The 15359-nt window shown below is 49.7% G+C and carries 20 protein-coding genes; 6 read left to right on the top strand and 14 right to left on the bottom strand.

The annotated features are described in order from the left end of the window. Nucleotides 1-6: 6 nt before the first annotated feature. Genes AOA63_RS10345 through AOA63_RS10370 form a run of 6 tightly spaced genes read left to right on the top strand, consistent with a single transcriptional unit; the run spans nt 7 to nt 4327 of the window. Entirely contained in the window at nt 7-1053 is a 1047-nt protein-coding gene (locus AOA63_RS10345; protein WP_053959625.1) for an FAD-dependent oxidoreductase, read from the top strand. Between the two features lie 56 nt (nt 1054-1109). After that, on the top strand, nt 1110-1871 hold the full coding sequence (locus AOA63_RS10350; protein ID WP_139061564.1) for a hypothetical protein: 762 nt from the start codon (nt 1110-1112) through the stop codon (nt 1869-1871). A 29-nt stretch (nt 1872-1900) separates the two neighbouring features. After that, nucleotides 1901-2593: a 4Fe-4S dicluster domain-containing protein gene (locus tag AOA63_RS10355; protein ID WP_053959627.1), complete on the top strand. Its 693-nt coding sequence runs from the start codon at nt 1901-1903 to the stop codon at nt 2591-2593. A 33-nt stretch (nt 2594-2626) separates the two neighbouring features. Further along, nucleotides 2627-3547, top strand: coding sequence for a CoB--CoM heterodisulfide reductase iron-sulfur subunit B family protein (locus AOA63_RS10360; RefSeq protein ID WP_053959628.1), 921 nt, complete (start codon nt 2627-2629; stop codon nt 3545-3547). A 39-nt stretch (nt 3548-3586) separates the two neighbouring features. Continuing rightward, entirely contained in the window at nt 3587-4045 is a 459-nt protein-coding gene (locus AOA63_RS10365; RefSeq protein WP_053959629.1) for a glycine cleavage system protein H, read from the top strand. Nucleotides 4046-4057: 12 nt separating this feature from the next. Further along, on the top strand, nt 4058-4327 hold the full coding sequence (locus tag AOA63_RS10370) for a thioredoxin family protein (protein WP_053959630.1): 270 nt from the start codon (nt 4058-4060) through the stop codon (nt 4325-4327). 163 nt (nt 4328-4490) lie between these two features. Here AOA63_RS10370 and AOA63_RS10375 read toward each other — a convergent pair whose 3' ends face one another. From AOA63_RS10375 to hypD, 14 genes are all read right to left on the bottom strand, one after another. Continuing rightward, entirely contained in the window at nt 4491-4841 is a 351-nt protein-coding gene (locus AOA63_RS10375; RefSeq protein WP_053959631.1) for a hypothetical protein, read from the bottom strand. 41 nt (nt 4842-4882) lie between these two features. Continuing rightward, on the bottom strand, nt 4883-5548 hold the full coding sequence (hypB, locus tag AOA63_RS10380; RefSeq protein ID WP_053959632.1) for a hydrogenase nickel incorporation protein HypB: 666 nt from the start codon (nt 5546-5548) through the stop codon (nt 4883-4885). 2 nt (nt 5549-5550) lie between these two features. Next, nucleotides 5551-5949 (bottom strand): hydrogenase maturation nickel metallochaperone HypA, encoded by a 399-nt coding sequence (locus AOA63_RS10385; RefSeq protein ID WP_053959633.1) that lies wholly within the window; start codon nt 5947-5949, stop codon nt 5551-5553. A gap of 10 nt (nt 5950-5959) precedes the next feature. Then, nucleotides 5960-6724, bottom strand: a complete 765-nt coding sequence (locus AOA63_RS10390; protein WP_053959634.1) for a hypothetical protein — start codon at nt 6722-6724, stop codon at nt 5960-5962. Between the two features lie 45 nt (nt 6725-6769). Then, nucleotides 6770-7378 carry a 4Fe-4S dicluster domain-containing protein gene (locus tag AOA63_RS10395; RefSeq protein ID WP_053959635.1) on the bottom strand — a complete coding sequence of 203 codons (609 nt, stop codon included), beginning with the start codon at nt 7376-7378 and terminating at the stop codon, nt 6770-6772. 12 nt (nt 7379-7390) lie between these two features. After that, the gene (locus AOA63_RS10400) at nt 7391-7633 is read right to left on the bottom strand and encodes a HypC/HybG/HupF family hydrogenase formation chaperone (protein ID WP_053959636.1); all 243 of its coding nucleotides are present in this window, start codon (nt 7631-7633) and stop codon (nt 7391-7393) included. Then, entirely contained in the window at nt 7593-8189 is a 597-nt protein-coding gene (locus AOA63_RS10405) for a HyaD/HybD family hydrogenase maturation endopeptidase (protein ID WP_053959637.1), read from the bottom strand. The genes AOA63_RS10400 and AOA63_RS10405 overlap by 41 nt, the downstream gene beginning before the upstream one ends. Nucleotides 8190-8195: 6 nt before the next feature. After that, nucleotides 8196-8888, bottom strand: a complete 693-nt coding sequence (gene cybH, locus AOA63_RS10410; RefSeq protein WP_053959638.1) for a Ni/Fe-hydrogenase, b-type cytochrome subunit — start codon at nt 8886-8888, stop codon at nt 8196-8198. A 52-nt stretch (nt 8889-8940) separates the two neighbouring features. Then, nucleotides 8941-10638, bottom strand: coding sequence for a nickel-dependent hydrogenase large subunit (locus AOA63_RS10415; protein WP_242848314.1), 1698 nt, complete (start codon nt 10636-10638; stop codon nt 8941-8943). 22 nt (nt 10639-10660) lie between these two features. Then, nucleotides 10661-11938, bottom strand: a complete 1278-nt coding sequence (locus AOA63_RS10420) for a hydrogenase small subunit (RefSeq protein WP_053959640.1) — start codon at nt 11936-11938, stop codon at nt 10661-10663. A gap of 124 nt (nt 11939-12062) precedes the next feature. Beyond that, nucleotides 12063-12836: a DUF6390 family protein gene (locus AOA63_RS10425; RefSeq protein ID WP_053959641.1), complete on the bottom strand. Its 774-nt coding sequence runs from the start codon at nt 12834-12836 to the stop codon at nt 12063-12065. A 6-nt stretch (nt 12837-12842) separates the two neighbouring features. Then, nucleotides 12843-13034, bottom strand: a complete 192-nt coding sequence (gene tatA, locus AOA63_RS10430) for a twin-arginine translocase TatA/TatE family subunit (RefSeq protein WP_053959642.1) — start codon at nt 13032-13034, stop codon at nt 12843-12845. Nucleotides 13035-13086: 52 nt separating this feature from the next. Then, the gene (gene hypE, locus AOA63_RS10435; protein WP_053959643.1) at nt 13087-14208 is read right to left on the bottom strand and encodes a hydrogenase expression/formation protein HypE; all 1122 of its coding nucleotides are present in this window, start codon (nt 14206-14208) and stop codon (nt 13087-13089) included. Further along, nucleotides 14208-15341: a hydrogenase formation protein HypD gene (hypD, locus tag AOA63_RS10440; protein ID WP_053959644.1), complete on the bottom strand. Its 1134-nt coding sequence runs from the start codon at nt 15339-15341 to the stop codon at nt 14208-14210. The genes hypE and hypD overlap by 1 nt, the downstream gene beginning before the upstream one ends. Nucleotides 15342-15359 lie beyond the last annotated feature (18 nt).

The raw sequence follows: 15359 nt of genomic DNA on the forward strand, positions 1-15359 counted from the left end.
GGTAATATGTCTACGTCCGTTGCGGTCATTGGAGGAGGGCCGGCCGGATTACAAGCCGCCGCCACCTTAAGTCACTTGGGATTTGAGGTCACATTAGTCGAACAACAAAACTTTTTGGGCGGGGCCGTAGCCCGTCATCAATATCAGGTCCTGATGCCCGATTTCAGCAGTGGTCCCGAACTCTTAAAACGTCTGATTCAAACCGTCAATGAGGATCCTCATGTGAAGGTCTACACGGATACAAAGGTCGGATCGGTCCTCGAATCTGATGGCACCTTTCATATTCAGCTTGAAGGGGCTCATCAAGAAAACATTAAAGCGCAAGCGGTCGTGTTAGCCACCGGATTTGATCACTTTAATCCGGCCCGGGATGGAAAATATGGCTACGGCCTCTTTCCTGATGTGATTACGGGGGCTGAATTAGAGGAAATGTTTGCCAAAGGGCCCATTCGCCGTCCTTCCAATGGCGAAGTTCCGGAATCCGTGGCATTCATTTATTGCGTCGGTTCTCGGGATCGCCAAGTCGGCAACACCTATTGTTCCCGCGTGTGTTGTGCCGTTTCGGCCAAACAAGCTATCGAACTACGGCAACAATTGCCAAAAGCCCGCATTAGCATGTTCTATATGGATGTACGCACCTACGGACTGTGGGAAGACACCTTGTACTGGCGTTCCCAAGAAGAAGCAGGCGTGGTCTATGTCAAAGGACGTATTGCCGAAGTGACCCAATTGCATGGACGTCCGGTTCTAAAAGGCGAAGACACCTTGGTCCGCGGACCCTTCGAATGGCCTTTTGACTTAGTGGTATTAGCAGCAGGTATGGAACCAAGCCGGGGGACCCATGATTTAGCCCAGAAATTCCAGGTCTCTTTAGAATCCCACGGCTTTATCCAACAAGCATCGCCCATGCAAAATGCGAGTTTAACCAACCGGCCCGGTGTGTTCGTCGCTGGCGCAGCCAGCGGTCCCAAAGCGATTGAAGACAGTATTGCAGAAGGAGATGTCGCAAGCTTAGCGGTCTACGAGTACTTAAAAGCGAAGGTGACATTATGAATTCCCCTGAGAGTACCGAAAACGAAGACTTTTTGAGACGCCTATTAAACCCGTCCATGACAGAAGTCTGGGCATCCATCCAATCCAATCTGGATGCGATTCCTCTGGATTCGGTTATTCAAGGATTGACTTTGACCACCCGACAGCTGCAACATGTGGCCAATCCACGGATGATGGCGTTGGCGTCCCTTCAAGATTGGCGTGAAGCCCTTATGCGGCTTCGGTCGATCAGGCGCTGGTTACCGACGATCGAAAAGCAATTGCCGCTGCAACAGTTAATTGTCTTCCTCACCGCTCTGATCGAAATGGACGAGGATGTCGATGATCAAGTCCGGGCTTTGGGTCTTAGCTTGCCAATGCTTCCCAAAGAAGCCGCACATGATGTCGCCATTGAATTTCTCCATTTCTATTCACCCAAACAGTATCCTCTCGCCACGACGTGGGTGTATTCGTGGAAGACAGGAACCGGCGCCCTGCCCTATCTGTTGGAGTTTACCAACGAGCCGGGCCATAACGGGAAGGACCGTTTCCGAGCATTTGGCGCCGGTTACGCAGAATTATTTGCCCGTCTAGGCCAATTAGATATTGCACTGGAGCAATTCACATTGCACCGGTGGGGAATGTACTCGAACGATATCGTGTTGGCTTACGTTTATGCGGACTACTTGTACAAAATGTACTTTACCACTTCGAAATCCATTTTTTCGACAATCCCGACCGTTCTCGGGGTGGTGAGCTATCTCTTAGGCTTACCCATTCCCAAAGAAGCGGTCCCTACGGGAATTCCTATGGAACAAGAACACTCGCCGGTCTCTTAGAGGCCAATAAGCCCTGTGGAGGTGAGGAAATGCCTAAAGGATCCGGTATTATCGAACGTTCCTTATTAAAGGATGACCAAATTATGGAATATGATAATTTGGTCATGGACGGCATCGACATTTCGGGACGCTGGAATACCATGATTAAATCCCGCGTGCACAGCCGTCCTGAATTAGACTCGTGGGACGAAGTGCGTCATAGTGCGATTGGCGCCAGTATTGACAACTGCATTCAATGCGGAATGTGTACCGCAGGCTGTACCGTGGCCCACGAAATTCCCGAATTCAATCCCCGGCAATTCATCTATTGGGTCCGTACGGGCCGTCAAGAGGACCTGATAAAAAATGCGGATGTCATCTGGCGCTGCGTGGGGTGCTATATTTGCACGAATCATTGTCCCAAAGGGGTCAACACTGCCGAAGTCATAGAATCCATCGGCCAATGGTTGCACCATACTGTGCCCGATAAAATGGACCCGGCATACTTAGCCAATCATGACACTTATCGCCATCAACTCTTTACCTACGGCCGGTTAAACCTGCCTCGTTTACAAGCTGAGTTTTTAAGCCGTCTTGGCCGTCGGCAGGAACTGTTTTCACCCGAAATGCGCAAGACGGCGATCAAAATGCTTCGCGATGGGCGCGTCATGCGCACATTATTCATCGGCAAGCCGCGACATTGGTCACGCAGTGCATTGTTGTTAACGCATCAACAAGCTTAATCACAAATATGCCAAATTAAGGAGGCAGGCACGATGAAAACCGCCTATTTTCCCGGATGTTCCTTAAAGACCATTGACCGGGCATATGATGTCAGTACGCGCGTCATTGCCAAGGATTTAGGGATGACATTGGTCGAAGTGGAAGATTATTCGTGTTGTGGCGCCGGCGAGCTCAAAGGAGAAGGGGTAAAAAGTCATTTTCTCCCAGCTAGAAACTTAGCCCACCTTCTTCATCAAGGTGAGACGGAGGTTATGGTGTCATGCAATGTCTGTTACCATGAACTTTCCCGGACCGCCTACACATTTGAAGTCGGTGGTGCAGTGCGTGATGAAATCCAAAATATGCTGAATGAGGCGGGCGAACCGCCCCTCACCGAAAAGCCGTCCGTACGCAACACGTTGGAGTATCTCGTTAACGTTGTGGGCTTGGATAAGATTGCCCAACATGTGCGGGTTCCTTTAACTGGGCTTCGGGTTGCACCTTATTACGGTTGTCTCTATCACCGCCCCGGGAATATGTTAAGCTCTGTTCAAATTGCAGGGGAAGATACCGAGCATCCGCACTTCATGCATGATTTGTTGAAGACCCTTGGCGCCACAGTCGTCTCTCACCCGGCCGAAACCACGTGCTGTGGCGGTAAGAACCTGTTGTCTGATGGCAGGACTTCGGGCAAATTAACTGGGCGGATTTTGTCCAAGGCAAAATCCAGCGGCGCCGATGTTCTCGCCCTGATGTGCCCGAAATGTGCCGGAGGATTGGATGCGTTGCAACCGCGTGCGATTGATGCCGTTGGTGAAGGCGCCAAACTTCCGGTCATGTACTACACCCAACTAGTGGGCATCGCTTTTGGCCACCGTCCTGAAGAACTGTATGTGGGCGACATGGAATCCGATGCCTTAAGCCTCATTGAACAGTTTTTGTCCCAAGCGGAATATTCTTTGCCAACCCATTAATTCCCACCTGCGCCCAACAGAAGAGACAGGAGGTGCAAGATGGCTGAAATTCAAGGCTGTGATATTCCCGAAGACCTTTATTACGACATTGACAATAATGTCTGGGTACGAAAGGAAAGCAAGGACGACGAGGAGGGCGAGGTGGTCTCGGTCGGTATGACCGACCCTGCCCAAACTCTGTCCGGTCGTATTTTATTTGTGCGCCCTAAAAGGGCGGGGACGTATGTTGCCCGGGGAAAATCTTTAGCATCGCTCGAAAGCGGGAAATGGGCGGGACCTCTAGTCTGCCCATTATCCGGCACCATTTTAGAGACCAATGCCGTCTTAAAAGACCAACCCGCGCTGTTAAATATTGATCCCTACGGGACAGCATGGATTGCCAAGCTCAAGATTGACCCGCAACAAGATTGGGGACATCTGGTTACAGGGGAAGAGGCTCTCACACGCTACCGCGAAAAGATTGTCCGGGACAAAATTCAGTGTATGCGGTGTAGTTAAGAGGTGACCAATATGGGTGAGGTCGTTGTGGCCACATCTCCCTGGTGTCACACCTGTCCAGCCACCATTCGCCAATGGAAGGAATTGGCGAATCAATATGGGTTTACGGTGCGCGAAGTAGATGTGGGCACGTTGGAAGGACGAGAACTGGCCGTCAAATTATATATTCGTAGTGTCCCCAGTACCATTATCAACAATCAAGTGGTTCATGTTGGGGTCATTGATCGGCAGACCGCCTTAGATTTGTTAAAGAAATATGGTATTATTGCAACTCCTAAATAAATCGCATACCGATGTTAAAGAGGGTCCTGGTTTCCCAGGACCCTATTAAAGTGATCCGACCTCTTCCCCAGCAACGCGCAGGTGATTCCAAAATTTCCGGTGATGCCGCCAAAAGAGCCTGTAAACGTCACATCGTGCAAAATCGCTGGACGAAATCCCGCATTTAGGCATGAGCATGCGGGTGAGCATGATCATGGGGAGGATGATACTGGGTTCTTCCATCTGTATTGTGATCATGGTCATGAATTTCTGACGCCGATGGGCCGACATTAAACGTTTCCACATGGAAATGATCGTGATCATGCTCGGCATGAAGAATGTCTCTAGCCTTCAGCAGTTCATTGTACGCCATATCCAAAGCCAGTACCGCTCTTTCGAACGTCTTGGTCGCATCGGGCAAACCCGCGGCATTAAAGCGGTCACTCCATGATTCTATGTGGTCCGCATACAGTTTGACTTGGGCCGCATATTGTTCTGCAACGATTTGCCACTCTTCGTAGCTGTTCTTATCCATACACACCGGTCATTCCTCCTTTTTTCTCTCATAAGTGGCCTTTAGACATCCTGCTCAGTTGTAGACATATTAAGAGCCATGTTACGAATCCACTGGGCTAAATCAGAAATTCCTTCATTTTTGGATAGGGGAAACAGTGGGCGTCCCGCCCCAAGACTCGCAAAATCTTTGGATGCTTGGTCCATATCAAAATCTGTGAACGGGAGCAAATCAGTTTTAGTAATAGCGAGGGCGTTAATGCGCCGGAACAAGGTAGGATACTTGACAATTTTGTCCCCACCTTCCACGGTGCTTAAAACGCCGAGGCGGGCATGTTCTCCTAAGTAAAAGTCTGCAGGGCAGACTAAATTTCCCACATTCTCGATAAAGAGCAAATCCAAATGCAAAGGTTCCAAGGCCCGGAGACCAGACTTGACCATGCGGCCATCCAAATGGCAAACGCCTTGCGTCTCAAGCTGGATAACAGGAATCCCTAATGCGGAGATTCTCAAGGCATCTTTCGATGTTGCCACGTCTCCTTCAATGACTCCCACATGGAAATCCTTGCGCAAAATCGGTAGTAAATGTTCCAGTAACGTCGTTTTTCCCGCACCAGGCGATCCCATGATATTGACCGCCCACATCTTATGATCATCGAGCCATTCACGATTGTGATTTCCTTCGCTGTTATTTAAGGCCCATACATCCTGGTGTAGATCTACGTGCATGCTTAATGTCCTCCTCGTCCAAGAGGTTCCTGAAGTGCAGGATATTTACTCGGCTCATCAACTTCACCATCGAAACCCACAATGTCAAATTCTTCGCCTTGTATAAGCTGGGTTAAAACCGATTGACAAGCTGGACAGGTCATCTCAGATCCGGGCCCTTGATACTGACACTCAAAACACAAGAGGATCGCCGGAACCGATTCAATCCGAAGAACGGATGATGCATCGAGCCACACATATTCACTGCGCAGGGCATCGAAGGCAAATTGCAAAGCATCGGGCAAGGCGCCATTTAAGACGCCGACTTTTAAAGTAATTTCTGTAACCCGACGAATATTGTTTTCGACACGCGACTGGTCGATAATTTCTAGTACGCTAGCCATAAGCCCGGCTTCGTGCATAACGCCCTCCTTAACGCACCCACCCTAAACTGTTGAGAAAAATGGTGCCGGTCACATCAAACCATGCCAATGCTTTCAAAACATCCTCAGAAGGATTCTCTGGCCATCTGCTTTCCCCAATCCAATCCGTTAAGGTCACGGACAATCGGCCTTGCTCCCGGGAGAGATCCATGTGGAGCGGAAGAAGACGCATGACATCGGGATTGACATCACGGAGAAGATCAACAAATCGTTTAGGAACCAGCTGGAGTGAAGCATGATCTGTATCGCCCAGGTGTCCTACCGCTTCATAATCATTGGACTGTGCAATCATGCTAAGATGCTGCAGATATTTTTCTAAGGGGAGTTTTGAGCGCAACACAGCCAAAAGTGGCCCTCGTCGTCCTCGCACGCTCTGCCACCACTGCTGCATACTCATATCATGGCTTGGGGATTCATCCGTCCAAGTCTCACCGGCACTGGCGGCAGTACTCTGCCAGAAATGGTTTTCGGTCTCCATAAGTTTTTGTCTCATTCCATCATAATCATTCCATAACCACGACTCGTCCTTGACAATTTCTTCTTCCAAAACACGCAAAGGGTAATCATACTGGTAGAGAAATTCGACCGCACGCTGGATTTCTTCAGGCCACTGGTTCCGTTCCTCATACCACTGTTTGACACTGGCTGCACTCCAGTGGAACCCGGGAACCCGCCACTGCAATGTTTGCTCGACAAATGCCCTCTGCTCGGCCAGTTCACTTTCCTTGGCATCCCGAAAGACTTGCCAATCCATATCCTACTACCTTCTTTCTTTTGTTTCTCTTCTTGCCACTTTGTGTTAACGAGGTTGTATGGTAATGGTTCCGGGGCTTGGACATGCTTTGACGCATTGTCCACAGCCGAGACAAATCAGATTGGAGATATCAGGTGCCTGCCCCGGATAAAGTTTCAAAGCATTATGCGCTAAGGGACAGGCATTGAGACACGCTTCGCCACAATCTTGCCCTGCTGTCAGGCGCCAACAACTGTCAGGATACACCACTACGCGTCCAATAGCTATTTCCCAGGCCTCTTGCAGAGGTTTTAAAGCTCCATGAGGACAGGACCGGCTGCACGGCACATCTAAGCACGCCAGACAGGGTTGGCGATTCACATCCATCATCGCCATGCCTTGATCATCAGGCACGATGGCCCCAGCAGGGCAAACCTCCGCACATAGAGCACAACCGACGCACTGTTGAATAAACGTGTCCTCAGCAACAGCTCCCGGAGGGCGACATCGCGGCATAAAGGAAACGGAATGATCTTCGGCATCTGCAACCACGGGATTCCCATGTTGTGCCGGGCGTGGAAGCGGTAAGAGCTCTTGAAAGAACTCGCGACGCGATACAACTTCATTGCGGCGAATTCGTTTGGGCCTTTGAAGCAATAGCCGAATAAGAAGCATCTGCCTGTCTCCTTACACCTGAGATTCATCATCCTCATTACCAAATACGTACCGCAAGGCATCTTCCATGGCTTGCCGACCTTCTTCTTCCGACAATTTTTCCAGCACTAAATTCGCCTCGACCAAAACCCAATCTCCCTCATGCAGGTCTTCAATGCCGTCGTAGAAGGCATGTCTCGTTCGCCCTCCTCCTTCCACGAGGCACCGGGATTCATCAAGAACCTTGACGACTTTGAGCGGAAGCGCCAAACACATGACTATTCTCCTTCCCTGTCTGATCGGGCGCGATATCCAAAAGATCCTTGTCGCTCCGGTCAAACGAGACCTCACGGACCGGGGTGCATTGAATTCCCCAATTCCCTAATTTTTCAACGATCACCTGTTCCAGAGCCTTCATACGGTCTCGCACCACGGGGCTTAGCCCAATGTGTGTGCTCACAATGTCATAGGGTTCCATCGCAATAAACTCTACATCGGGCAATTCGCCAAGCAATTTCAGCGACGTGAGAACACCGACAATTTCAATCTCGTGTGCTCCGGCGGTAATATGCCATCCCCATTTGACCGCATCTTCGTAACGGAACGCAAAGATGCTTCCGGGAGCTTGGGACATGAGGGCCGCGTCGACGATGAGAACATGGTCGTACAAAGCAATATGATCCATCAATTGATAAGCCAAGGTGCCTCCATCCATGACATCCACAGTCGGTTCAAATCGGTATTTTTCACTGAGGTAATGCGCCATGTGCACACCGAGTCCCTCATCGGAAAACAGAATATTCCCGAGTCCTAAAATCAGTATTTTTTCCATATGCGCCTACTCCGTTTCCTGAGAGTCAGCCACCTGCATGTGCGTTCCGGTCAACATGGTGTCAATTGTGCCATCCCGATTTTCCACGGTATTCCAAATGACCATGTAAACATGGCCCACCACGAAGAAAATGATGCTCCATGCCAACCAAATATGCACCATCCGTAAGCCAACCAATCCTCCAAACAGCGGGTAAAAAAATCCTAACTGATGATAGATGAAGGATCCAAATCCCGGCCCATTATAATTGGCACCAAAGAGAAGAATTCCGGTCAGCGAGATTAAAATCAAGGCCACATAAAACGCGGCATAAAACGCGAATTGCAATGGACCATAGCGCACGCCGGGGTGCCGGTATTGACGCCCAAAAAGTCCATAGTACCGCAGCTGCTTTTTCCATGCTTCTTTGGAAAACATGATGCGAGCATCTTTAAATTCATGCGTACGGAAAAAATCGTAAATCCGGACGATTTCGGTCGCAATTAACGTGAATCCGGCCATTTCATGTGTACCCCGGACCCAGTTCATCAAGAAATCCTTCCACGTGGGCACCAGGGGATTATAGAGAATAAAGGGCTGACCAATCTCGAATCCTGTCACAACCAGATAGGCAATTAATCCCACCCGCAACCAGTGCATCCACCGCGTTGCAGGAGAAAATAACACGTGTCTGGATTTCTGGGTCTTTTCTTCCGTCATGATTTAAGATTCCTCCTTCTGGCGTCATTCATGCCCCGTTTATCAGGCCGACTTACACGTCGACCTGAAACCGGGCTACTTCAGCACCTTTGCTATCGACAATATGCACAGCACATCCGATACAGGGGTCAAACGAATGCACAGTGCGCAGCACTTCCAAGGGTTGATTGGCAACAGCCAAGCGGGTGTTTATCAAAGAGGCTTCATAGGGTCCCATTTGACCCTTGTGATCACGGGGACTGGCATTCCATGTACTCGGAACAACTGCTTGATAATGAGTAACCCGGCCATTCTCAATGCGGATCCAATGTCCTAAGGCACCCCGGGGTGCATCCAAGAGACGAAAACCTTCCCCCGAGGTATTAGACGGCGCGGTGTACGTTTGGGTTTGTCCTTGTCCAACATTAGCTGCTAGTTCATCCACCCAAGCCCCGACTTGCGAGGCAATGATGTCCGCTTCCACGGCCCGTGCCGCCGTGCGCCCCACTGTGGAATACCACTCATCAGGGCTAAAACCTCGAGGCACAGACCGTTCAAAGTCTGTCATAGCCTTTTCAATAAGGGGATCTTTTCGGGCACGCCCAATCAAAAGTCTCGCTAAAGGTCCCGTTTCCATGGGCAAGCCTTGATAACGTGGCGCTTTAATCCAGCTGTACTTCCCGCTCCGATTTAAAGCACCATCCGCTTCATAACCGGTGTAATCAGGAATTGTAGATTCTTCGCCAGGATACACACCCTCATTGGGTCCTTGATACCAAGCTCGAGTCACATCTTCCTTAATTTGATCCGCATTCAGATCGGTGACCATTTGGGTATTGCGATTAAAGACCCCTGACGGAAATAGCATCGCTCCTTTAGGCCACGGAATATTGTCTAAAGGAAAAGCTCCATAGGACATGAAGTCCGGCACGCCATATCCTTCACCAGACTTCGCTTCTTGGATATAGGCGTCAGCAATCATGCGGATATCGGGGAGATAGGCATTTTGAATAAACTGGGCACCACTTTGCATCTTGCCCAAGAATTCCGCGACCCGGGATGGATCCACAATATCCATAATGGAAGTGACGCCACCCACCACCAACGACTGCGGATGCGGGTTTTTTCCACCGAAAACGGCCATAGCCTGCGCGAGAGTTCGCTGTACCGCTAAAGCGTCAAGATAATGCGACAGCATGATTAAATCCTGTTCCGGTGTCAACTTATACGAAGGATTGCCCCAATAACCATTGGCGAAAGGTCCTAATTCTCCGGAAGCTACTAGCGCTGATACCCGTTCTTGAACGGCGCGGAACGTACCCGCACCTGCGTTATACGGGGTGGGAGAATATTTCAACGCCACGGCAGCCGCTTTTTCCGGATCGGCACTTAAGGCCGCTACCACATCAAACCAATCCATCCCATGCAATTGATAAAAGTGAACGACGTGATCATGCAAAAATAATGACGCGTGCAACAGGTTACGCACAATCCGGGCATCGGTGGGAATTTGAACGCCTAAAGCAGCCTCGACGGCTTCGGTTCCAACGCGGTAGTGGGTGTAGGTACAGACACCGCAAATTCTTTGGGCAAAAAGTCCTACATCATGAAAATCCCGATCTTGCATAATAAGTTCGATACCGCGAAACATGCCCGATGAACTGTAGGCATCTTTCACCACATTATTGGGATCCAAGTCCACTTCAATCCGCAAATGCCCTTCGATGCGGGTAATGGGATCAATGGTGAACCGTTTTAACTGAGCCATCATTCTTCCTCCTGTCGTTCTGTCGTTACTGATTCAAAGGGGGTTTGGGTGGGATATCTTTAGACTGCGGATTTTTCCAGCCTGGTGATTGTTTATCACGGATCCACGTCGCAGTAGCGTGAATGGCAATTCCAGCGACGGCCGCTCCGACAACCACTTCACCTACGGTATTCGCAGAAGCGTCAATCCCGATCCCTAAGGCTGACCCGTAGACTTTCGCACCCAGGGGTTGTTCAAAGGGACTCATCGTGTCCCAAAAATTGGGTTCAGCACAACCAATACAGCCGTGTCCCGCACGAATAGGCCAAGACACTTGCTGATTCCACCGTACTTGCGGGCAGTTATTATAGGTGTACGGACCTTTGCAGCCCATCTTGAATAGGCACCATTCATTTTGTGCCGCGGTGTCGCCCCAATTCAGCACGTACTCACCGGCATCAAAATGTCCGCGCCTCTCACAATTGTCGTGAATACGGTGTGCATACGCCCAAAGCGGCCGACCATAACGGTCTAACGCCGGATTGTCGTTGAACATCACCACTTCCAAAATGGTTCCAACCAAATTGATCGCGTTAGCCGGACATCCTGAGATATTGACAACTGGAATATTTAAGCCGTCGCCAATACCTTTGGCGCCCGTCGGGTTAGGCTGCGCGGCCGGAATGCCACCAAAAGCAGCACACGTTCCCGCTGCCATAACCATTTTGGCGCCCGCAACCACTCTTTTAGTCAATGAAATACCGGTTTCGGCATTGGCTCCGGTGGTGTAAAAGGTGCCATTATTTCCTAATGGCAAGGATCCTTCAAAAATGGCGACATATTGACCTTTGTGTTTAGCGATGACCTCGTTCAAACGGTCCATCGCCTGATAGCCTGCGGCCGCCATCACTGTTTCGTTATAGTCCAAAGAAATCGTGTCCAAAATCAACGATGCAAATCCCGGATCAGACGTTCGCAACAGAGACTCCGTGTTGCCATCACAATCCTGCAAGTTAATCCATACCACCGGAAGCTTCGTGGATACGGCCGCAGCTCGTGCCACCCGACTTTCAAATATGGGTGGGAGCATTAACGCCGCGGTCATCATAGAACTCCATTTGATGAAATCTCTCCGGGTTAAACCCATGGCAATGAAACGATCAATAAAATTGCGAGAAACAGTGCCATCAGGATCAATCGCGTTAAGTCTTTCGTCTACCTCCCGGACAGCTTGTTGGACATCCTGAGCCGTGTGTTCAGTAATACCTTCCAGTGGACGGCCACTAACTTTGGGCAAATCATCCCAATTAATTGATGAATCCATTCCTATCCCCCTTCCTTGATGATCACGTCTTTCGGCCCTCTTTTAGGGTCCCAAAGACGCTAAGGACCACACAGTGTATGGCATCATGCCTCACTCCTTTTCCGGGATTTTGTACTCACAGCAGTTATTCACATAAAAACCGTTGATTCGCCAATTTCAGAAAGGTTCGGGTATCTGTGATGAGCCGGGCCACTTGAGGCGGCCATAGACGCTCTGAAGCCCATCCCCAATGGATGGAGACGATGTCTCCTACGTGCACCTCGGCAAGCCGCCCATCCTGGTCCAATTTCCAGTCCACGCGGACAGGTACCGGTTTCCCAATCACCCATTGATCGTCTTTGATCATCACCGGTGGCCGGTTGACGACCAGTTGATTGCCGATTACCGCAATCACCTGACCCCAGCTAATTCGGCATCCATCGACCGCACCTAATACCCGTTCCATGCGAGGAACGGAACCTGTCAAGGATTTTTGTAAATAAAGAAAAATTCCAAATACATGAAAATTATGATGCGGACGAGCTCCTTGAGTGAGCGAATCTTTAAGTATGTCAAATCGGGCGGGTGCCATAACTTTTTTGTAATACTGTTCCAAAAACCGATAAAAATCATAGGGAGCAACCCTGTCGAGCCACGCGTTTCCCAGCCAATAGGCTTCGACGACCCGTTCATCCAGGGGATCTTCAATGCCCACACTGTGAGCGATCAAACGCAGATAGGGATAGGCGCCTTCAAAATTTTTGGCCATATCTCTCAATCCCCCATCGACTCTTTGGGCCGCCATGTATTGATATAAGCCGGCATGATCCTCACCACCGCAGTATCCTAAGCGATTAGGAGGAAATGCGTAGCGACTAAATCGCAAAAGCCCTTGCGTATCATTTTCTACCGTTTGCACGCGTGCTTACTCCTTTGGTAGGGGAGGATTTTGGTCCCGAGCGTTGGTGTCTTCTAGACCTTTTTGGGCATCTTTAAACATCTTTAGCGTCTTCCCTAATGAAGATCCGAGCTCAGGCAAACGCCTTGGACCAAAAATCAATAACACCACGACTAACAAAATAATCAAATGGGCTGGATCTAATAAATTGGACCACATGATTGAACTCCTCCTCCTTATTCGTTGTCAAAAATGGCAGCTTGTCTGGGTGCTAACAAATACGTGGCAAGGGATCTCCGACGAGCATATCCACCACCCTTGTGCCCCCTAAAAGTGTCTCTAAAAACACCATGCCCCGGGGTTCTTCTTGCACTTCTCCGATAATGCGGGCATCTTGCCCCTTGGGATGCTGACGCATGAGGGATAAGGCCTCATCGGCCCGCTCTTTAGCGACCACCACAAGCATTTTGCCTTCATTAGCAATAGTTAAGGGATCAAGACCCAAAATCTCACAAGCTCCGCGCACGGATTCCTTCACCGGTACAGCCTCTTCATAAACTTTAATAGCCACGTCGGAACTGACAGCCATTTCATTGAGCGTGGTCGCAACTCCACCACGAGTGGGATCTTTTAAGGCATGAATGGCACTGCCAATATGAACAAAAAGATGGTGAACGAGGTCATATAAGCTCACGGTGTCACTTTGCACTTCTGATTCCATCTCCAAGCCTTCTCGTTGCAGCATTACCGCAATCCCATGATCACCCACACTGCCGCTAATAAGAACTTTGTCACCGGGTTGAATCATATGCTGGCCCATGGGCCACGTACGCTCCACAATTCCAATTCCTGCAGTGTTAATGTATATACCGTCACCTTTCCCGCGTGGCACCACTTTGGTATCTCCGGTAACGATAGATATCCCCAGTTCTTTGGCATGCATCGCAATACTTTCTAGGATTTCACGCAAGAGCGGAACCGGTAATCCTTCTTCTAAAATCAACCCTAAGGATAAGGCAATGGGGCGGGCACCACTCATAGCCAAATCATTGACCGTACCATTCACTGCTAAATCACCGATATTGCCCCCAGGGAATTTCACCGGGCTAACAGTATAACTATCTGTGGTAAAGGCTAATTCAGGAAAACTCCCATTGCTTAGGGAAATAAACCGGCTCAAGGGCAGCACTGCAGCATCGTCGAGGGTATCCAATACGGGATTCGCAAGAATCGGTCGAATTAAACCTTCTATCAATTCATGACTGGATTTCCCACCAGCGCCATGACTCATGGTGATCATGTCTTGTTTTAACGTCATGTGTCTTCGCCTTGCCTGCTGCGCTTTGGTAATATTCTCTAAAACCTCTTCTTGAGTTCTTCGAACCTGACCCATCACAACTTCCCTCCCGTCAGTTGCTGTCGTTCTCGCGCCATCGAATAGCGGCCGTAATTGTAATAAGCTGCACAGGCTCCTTCTGAAGACACCATGCAGGTGCCAATAGGATGCTCTGGAGTACACGCGGTCCCAAATACCCCACACTCCCATGGTCTAATTGTGCCGCGCAAAACCGATCCACATTGACATGCAGGATGATCAGGGACTTTGCGCCCGGGGATCTCAAAACGCTGTTCCGCGTCAAATGCGGCAAATGCTGAACGCAATTTCAAGGCACTATGGGGAATCGTGCCGAGCCCTCGCCACTCGAATTCCTCACGGGGTTCCATCGTCTCGTTAATCATGCGCCTGGCTAAGACATTACCTTGAGGGGACACTACCCGGCTATATTGGTTTTCCACTTGCCGCACGCCTTTTCTCAATTGGCGCACCACCATCAAGACCGATTGCAAGACATCAAGGGGCTCAAATCCCGAAATCACCACGGGTTTGTCATAATCGCGCACAATAAACTCATAGGGATTCATACCGATTACCATGCTGACATGTCCCGGGGCAAGAAAGGCCGTAATGTCTAAATCTGGCGCATCGAGTAAGGCTTTCAAGGCCGGTATGAGCATGACATGATTGTTAAATACACTAAAATTAGTTACGCCTAACATTTTGGCGCGCGTTAGCGTAACGGCTGTCGATGGCGTCGTGGTATCAAATCCTATCGCAAAAAAGATGACCTGTTTATCGGGATTTTGTTGGGCAATTTTTAGCGCATCCAATGGAGAATAGACGAACCGCACATCAGCCCCTTGCGCTTTAATGTCTAAAAGACTGAACTGCGAACCCGGAACCCGCATCATATCGGCAAAGGTGGTAAAAATAACACCGGGAATTTGGGCCAAAGCCATGGCATCATCCAAGCGACCAATAGGCAAAACACAGACAGGACACCCGGGGCCGTGCACCATTTCTACATTCGCGGGTAACAAATCTTCTAACCCATATTTGAAAATGACATGGGTATGGCCTCCACAGACTTCCATAATCTTGACCGGCATCCCATCTGAGATGCGGGCAATTTCTTCGGCTACCCGTGCAACAAGATCTTTGTCGCGATACTCATCCATATATTTCATGGCCTACTCCTTAATAGT

This window comes from Sulfobacillus thermosulfidooxidans (assembly GCF_001280565.1).
Taxonomy (GTDB): domain Bacteria; phylum Bacillota; class Sulfobacillia; order Sulfobacillales; family Sulfobacillaceae; genus Sulfobacillus; species Sulfobacillus thermosulfidooxidans_A.

What these genes read in the sequence shown, in the direction of transcription:
- AOA63_RS10345 (WP_053959625.1), top strand. Translation starts at nt 7, where the DNA reads ATGTCTACGTCCGTTGCGGTCATTGGAGGAGGGCCGGCCGGATTACAA.
- AOA63_RS10350 (WP_139061564.1), top strand. Translation starts at nt 1,110, where the DNA reads ATGACAGAAGTCTGGGCATCCATCCAATCCAATCTGGATGCGATTCCT.
- AOA63_RS10355 (WP_053959627.1), top strand. Translation starts at nt 1,901, where the DNA reads ATGCCTAAAGGATCCGGTATTATCGAACGTTCCTTATTAAAGGATGAC.
- AOA63_RS10360 (WP_053959628.1), top strand. Translation starts at nt 2,627, where the DNA reads ATGAAAACCGCCTATTTTCCCGGATGTTCCTTAAAGACCATTGACCGG.
- AOA63_RS10365 (WP_053959629.1), top strand. Translation starts at nt 3,587, where the DNA reads ATGGCTGAAATTCAAGGCTGTGATATTCCCGAAGACCTTTATTACGAC.
- AOA63_RS10370 (WP_053959630.1), top strand. Translation starts at nt 4,058, where the DNA reads ATGGGTGAGGTCGTTGTGGCCACATCTCCCTGGTGTCACACCTGTCCA.
- AOA63_RS10375 (WP_053959631.1), bottom strand. Translation starts at nt 4,841, where the DNA reads ATGGATAAGAACAGCTACGAAGAGTGGCAAATCGTTGCAGAACAATAT.
- hypB (WP_053959632.1), bottom strand. Translation starts at nt 5,548, where the DNA reads ATGCACGTAGATCTACACCAGGATGTATGGGCCTTAAATAACAGCGAA.
- AOA63_RS10385 (WP_053959633.1), bottom strand. Translation starts at nt 5,949, where the DNA reads ATGCACGAAGCCGGGCTTATGGCTAGCGTACTAGAAATTATCGACCAG.
- AOA63_RS10390 (WP_053959634.1), bottom strand. Translation starts at nt 6,724, where the DNA reads ATGGATTGGCAAGTCTTTCGGGATGCCAAGGAAAGTGAACTGGCCGAG.
- AOA63_RS10395 (WP_053959635.1), bottom strand. Translation starts at nt 7,378, where the DNA reads ATGCTTCTTATTCGGCTATTGCTTCAAAGGCCCAAACGAATTCGCCGC.
- AOA63_RS10400 (WP_053959636.1), bottom strand. Translation starts at nt 7,633, where the DNA reads ATGTGTTTGGCGCTTCCGCTCAAAGTCGTCAAGGTTCTTGATGAATCC.
- AOA63_RS10405 (WP_053959637.1), bottom strand. Translation starts at nt 8,189, where the DNA reads ATGGAAAAAATACTGATTTTAGGACTCGGGAATATTCTGTTTTCCGAT.
- cybH (WP_053959638.1), bottom strand. Translation starts at nt 8,888, where the DNA reads ATGACGGAAGAAAAGACCCAGAAATCCAGACACGTGTTATTTTCTCCT.
- AOA63_RS10415 (WP_242848314.1), bottom strand. Translation starts at nt 10,638, where the DNA reads ATGATGGCTCAGTTAAAACGGTTCACCATTGATCCCATTACCCGCATC.
- AOA63_RS10420 (WP_053959640.1), bottom strand. Translation starts at nt 11,938, where the DNA reads ATGGATTCATCAATTAATTGGGATGATTTGCCCAAAGTTAGTGGCCGT.
- tatA (WP_053959642.1), bottom strand. Translation starts at nt 13,034, where the DNA reads ATGTGGTCCAATTTATTAGATCCAGCCCATTTGATTATTTTGTTAGTC.
- hypE (WP_053959643.1), bottom strand. Translation starts at nt 14,208, where the DNA reads ATGGGTCAGGTTCGAAGAACTCAAGAAGAGGTTTTAGAGAATATTACC.
- hypD (WP_053959644.1), bottom strand. Translation starts at nt 15,341, where the DNA reads ATGAAATATATGGATGAGTATCGCGACAAAGATCTTGTTGCACGGGTA.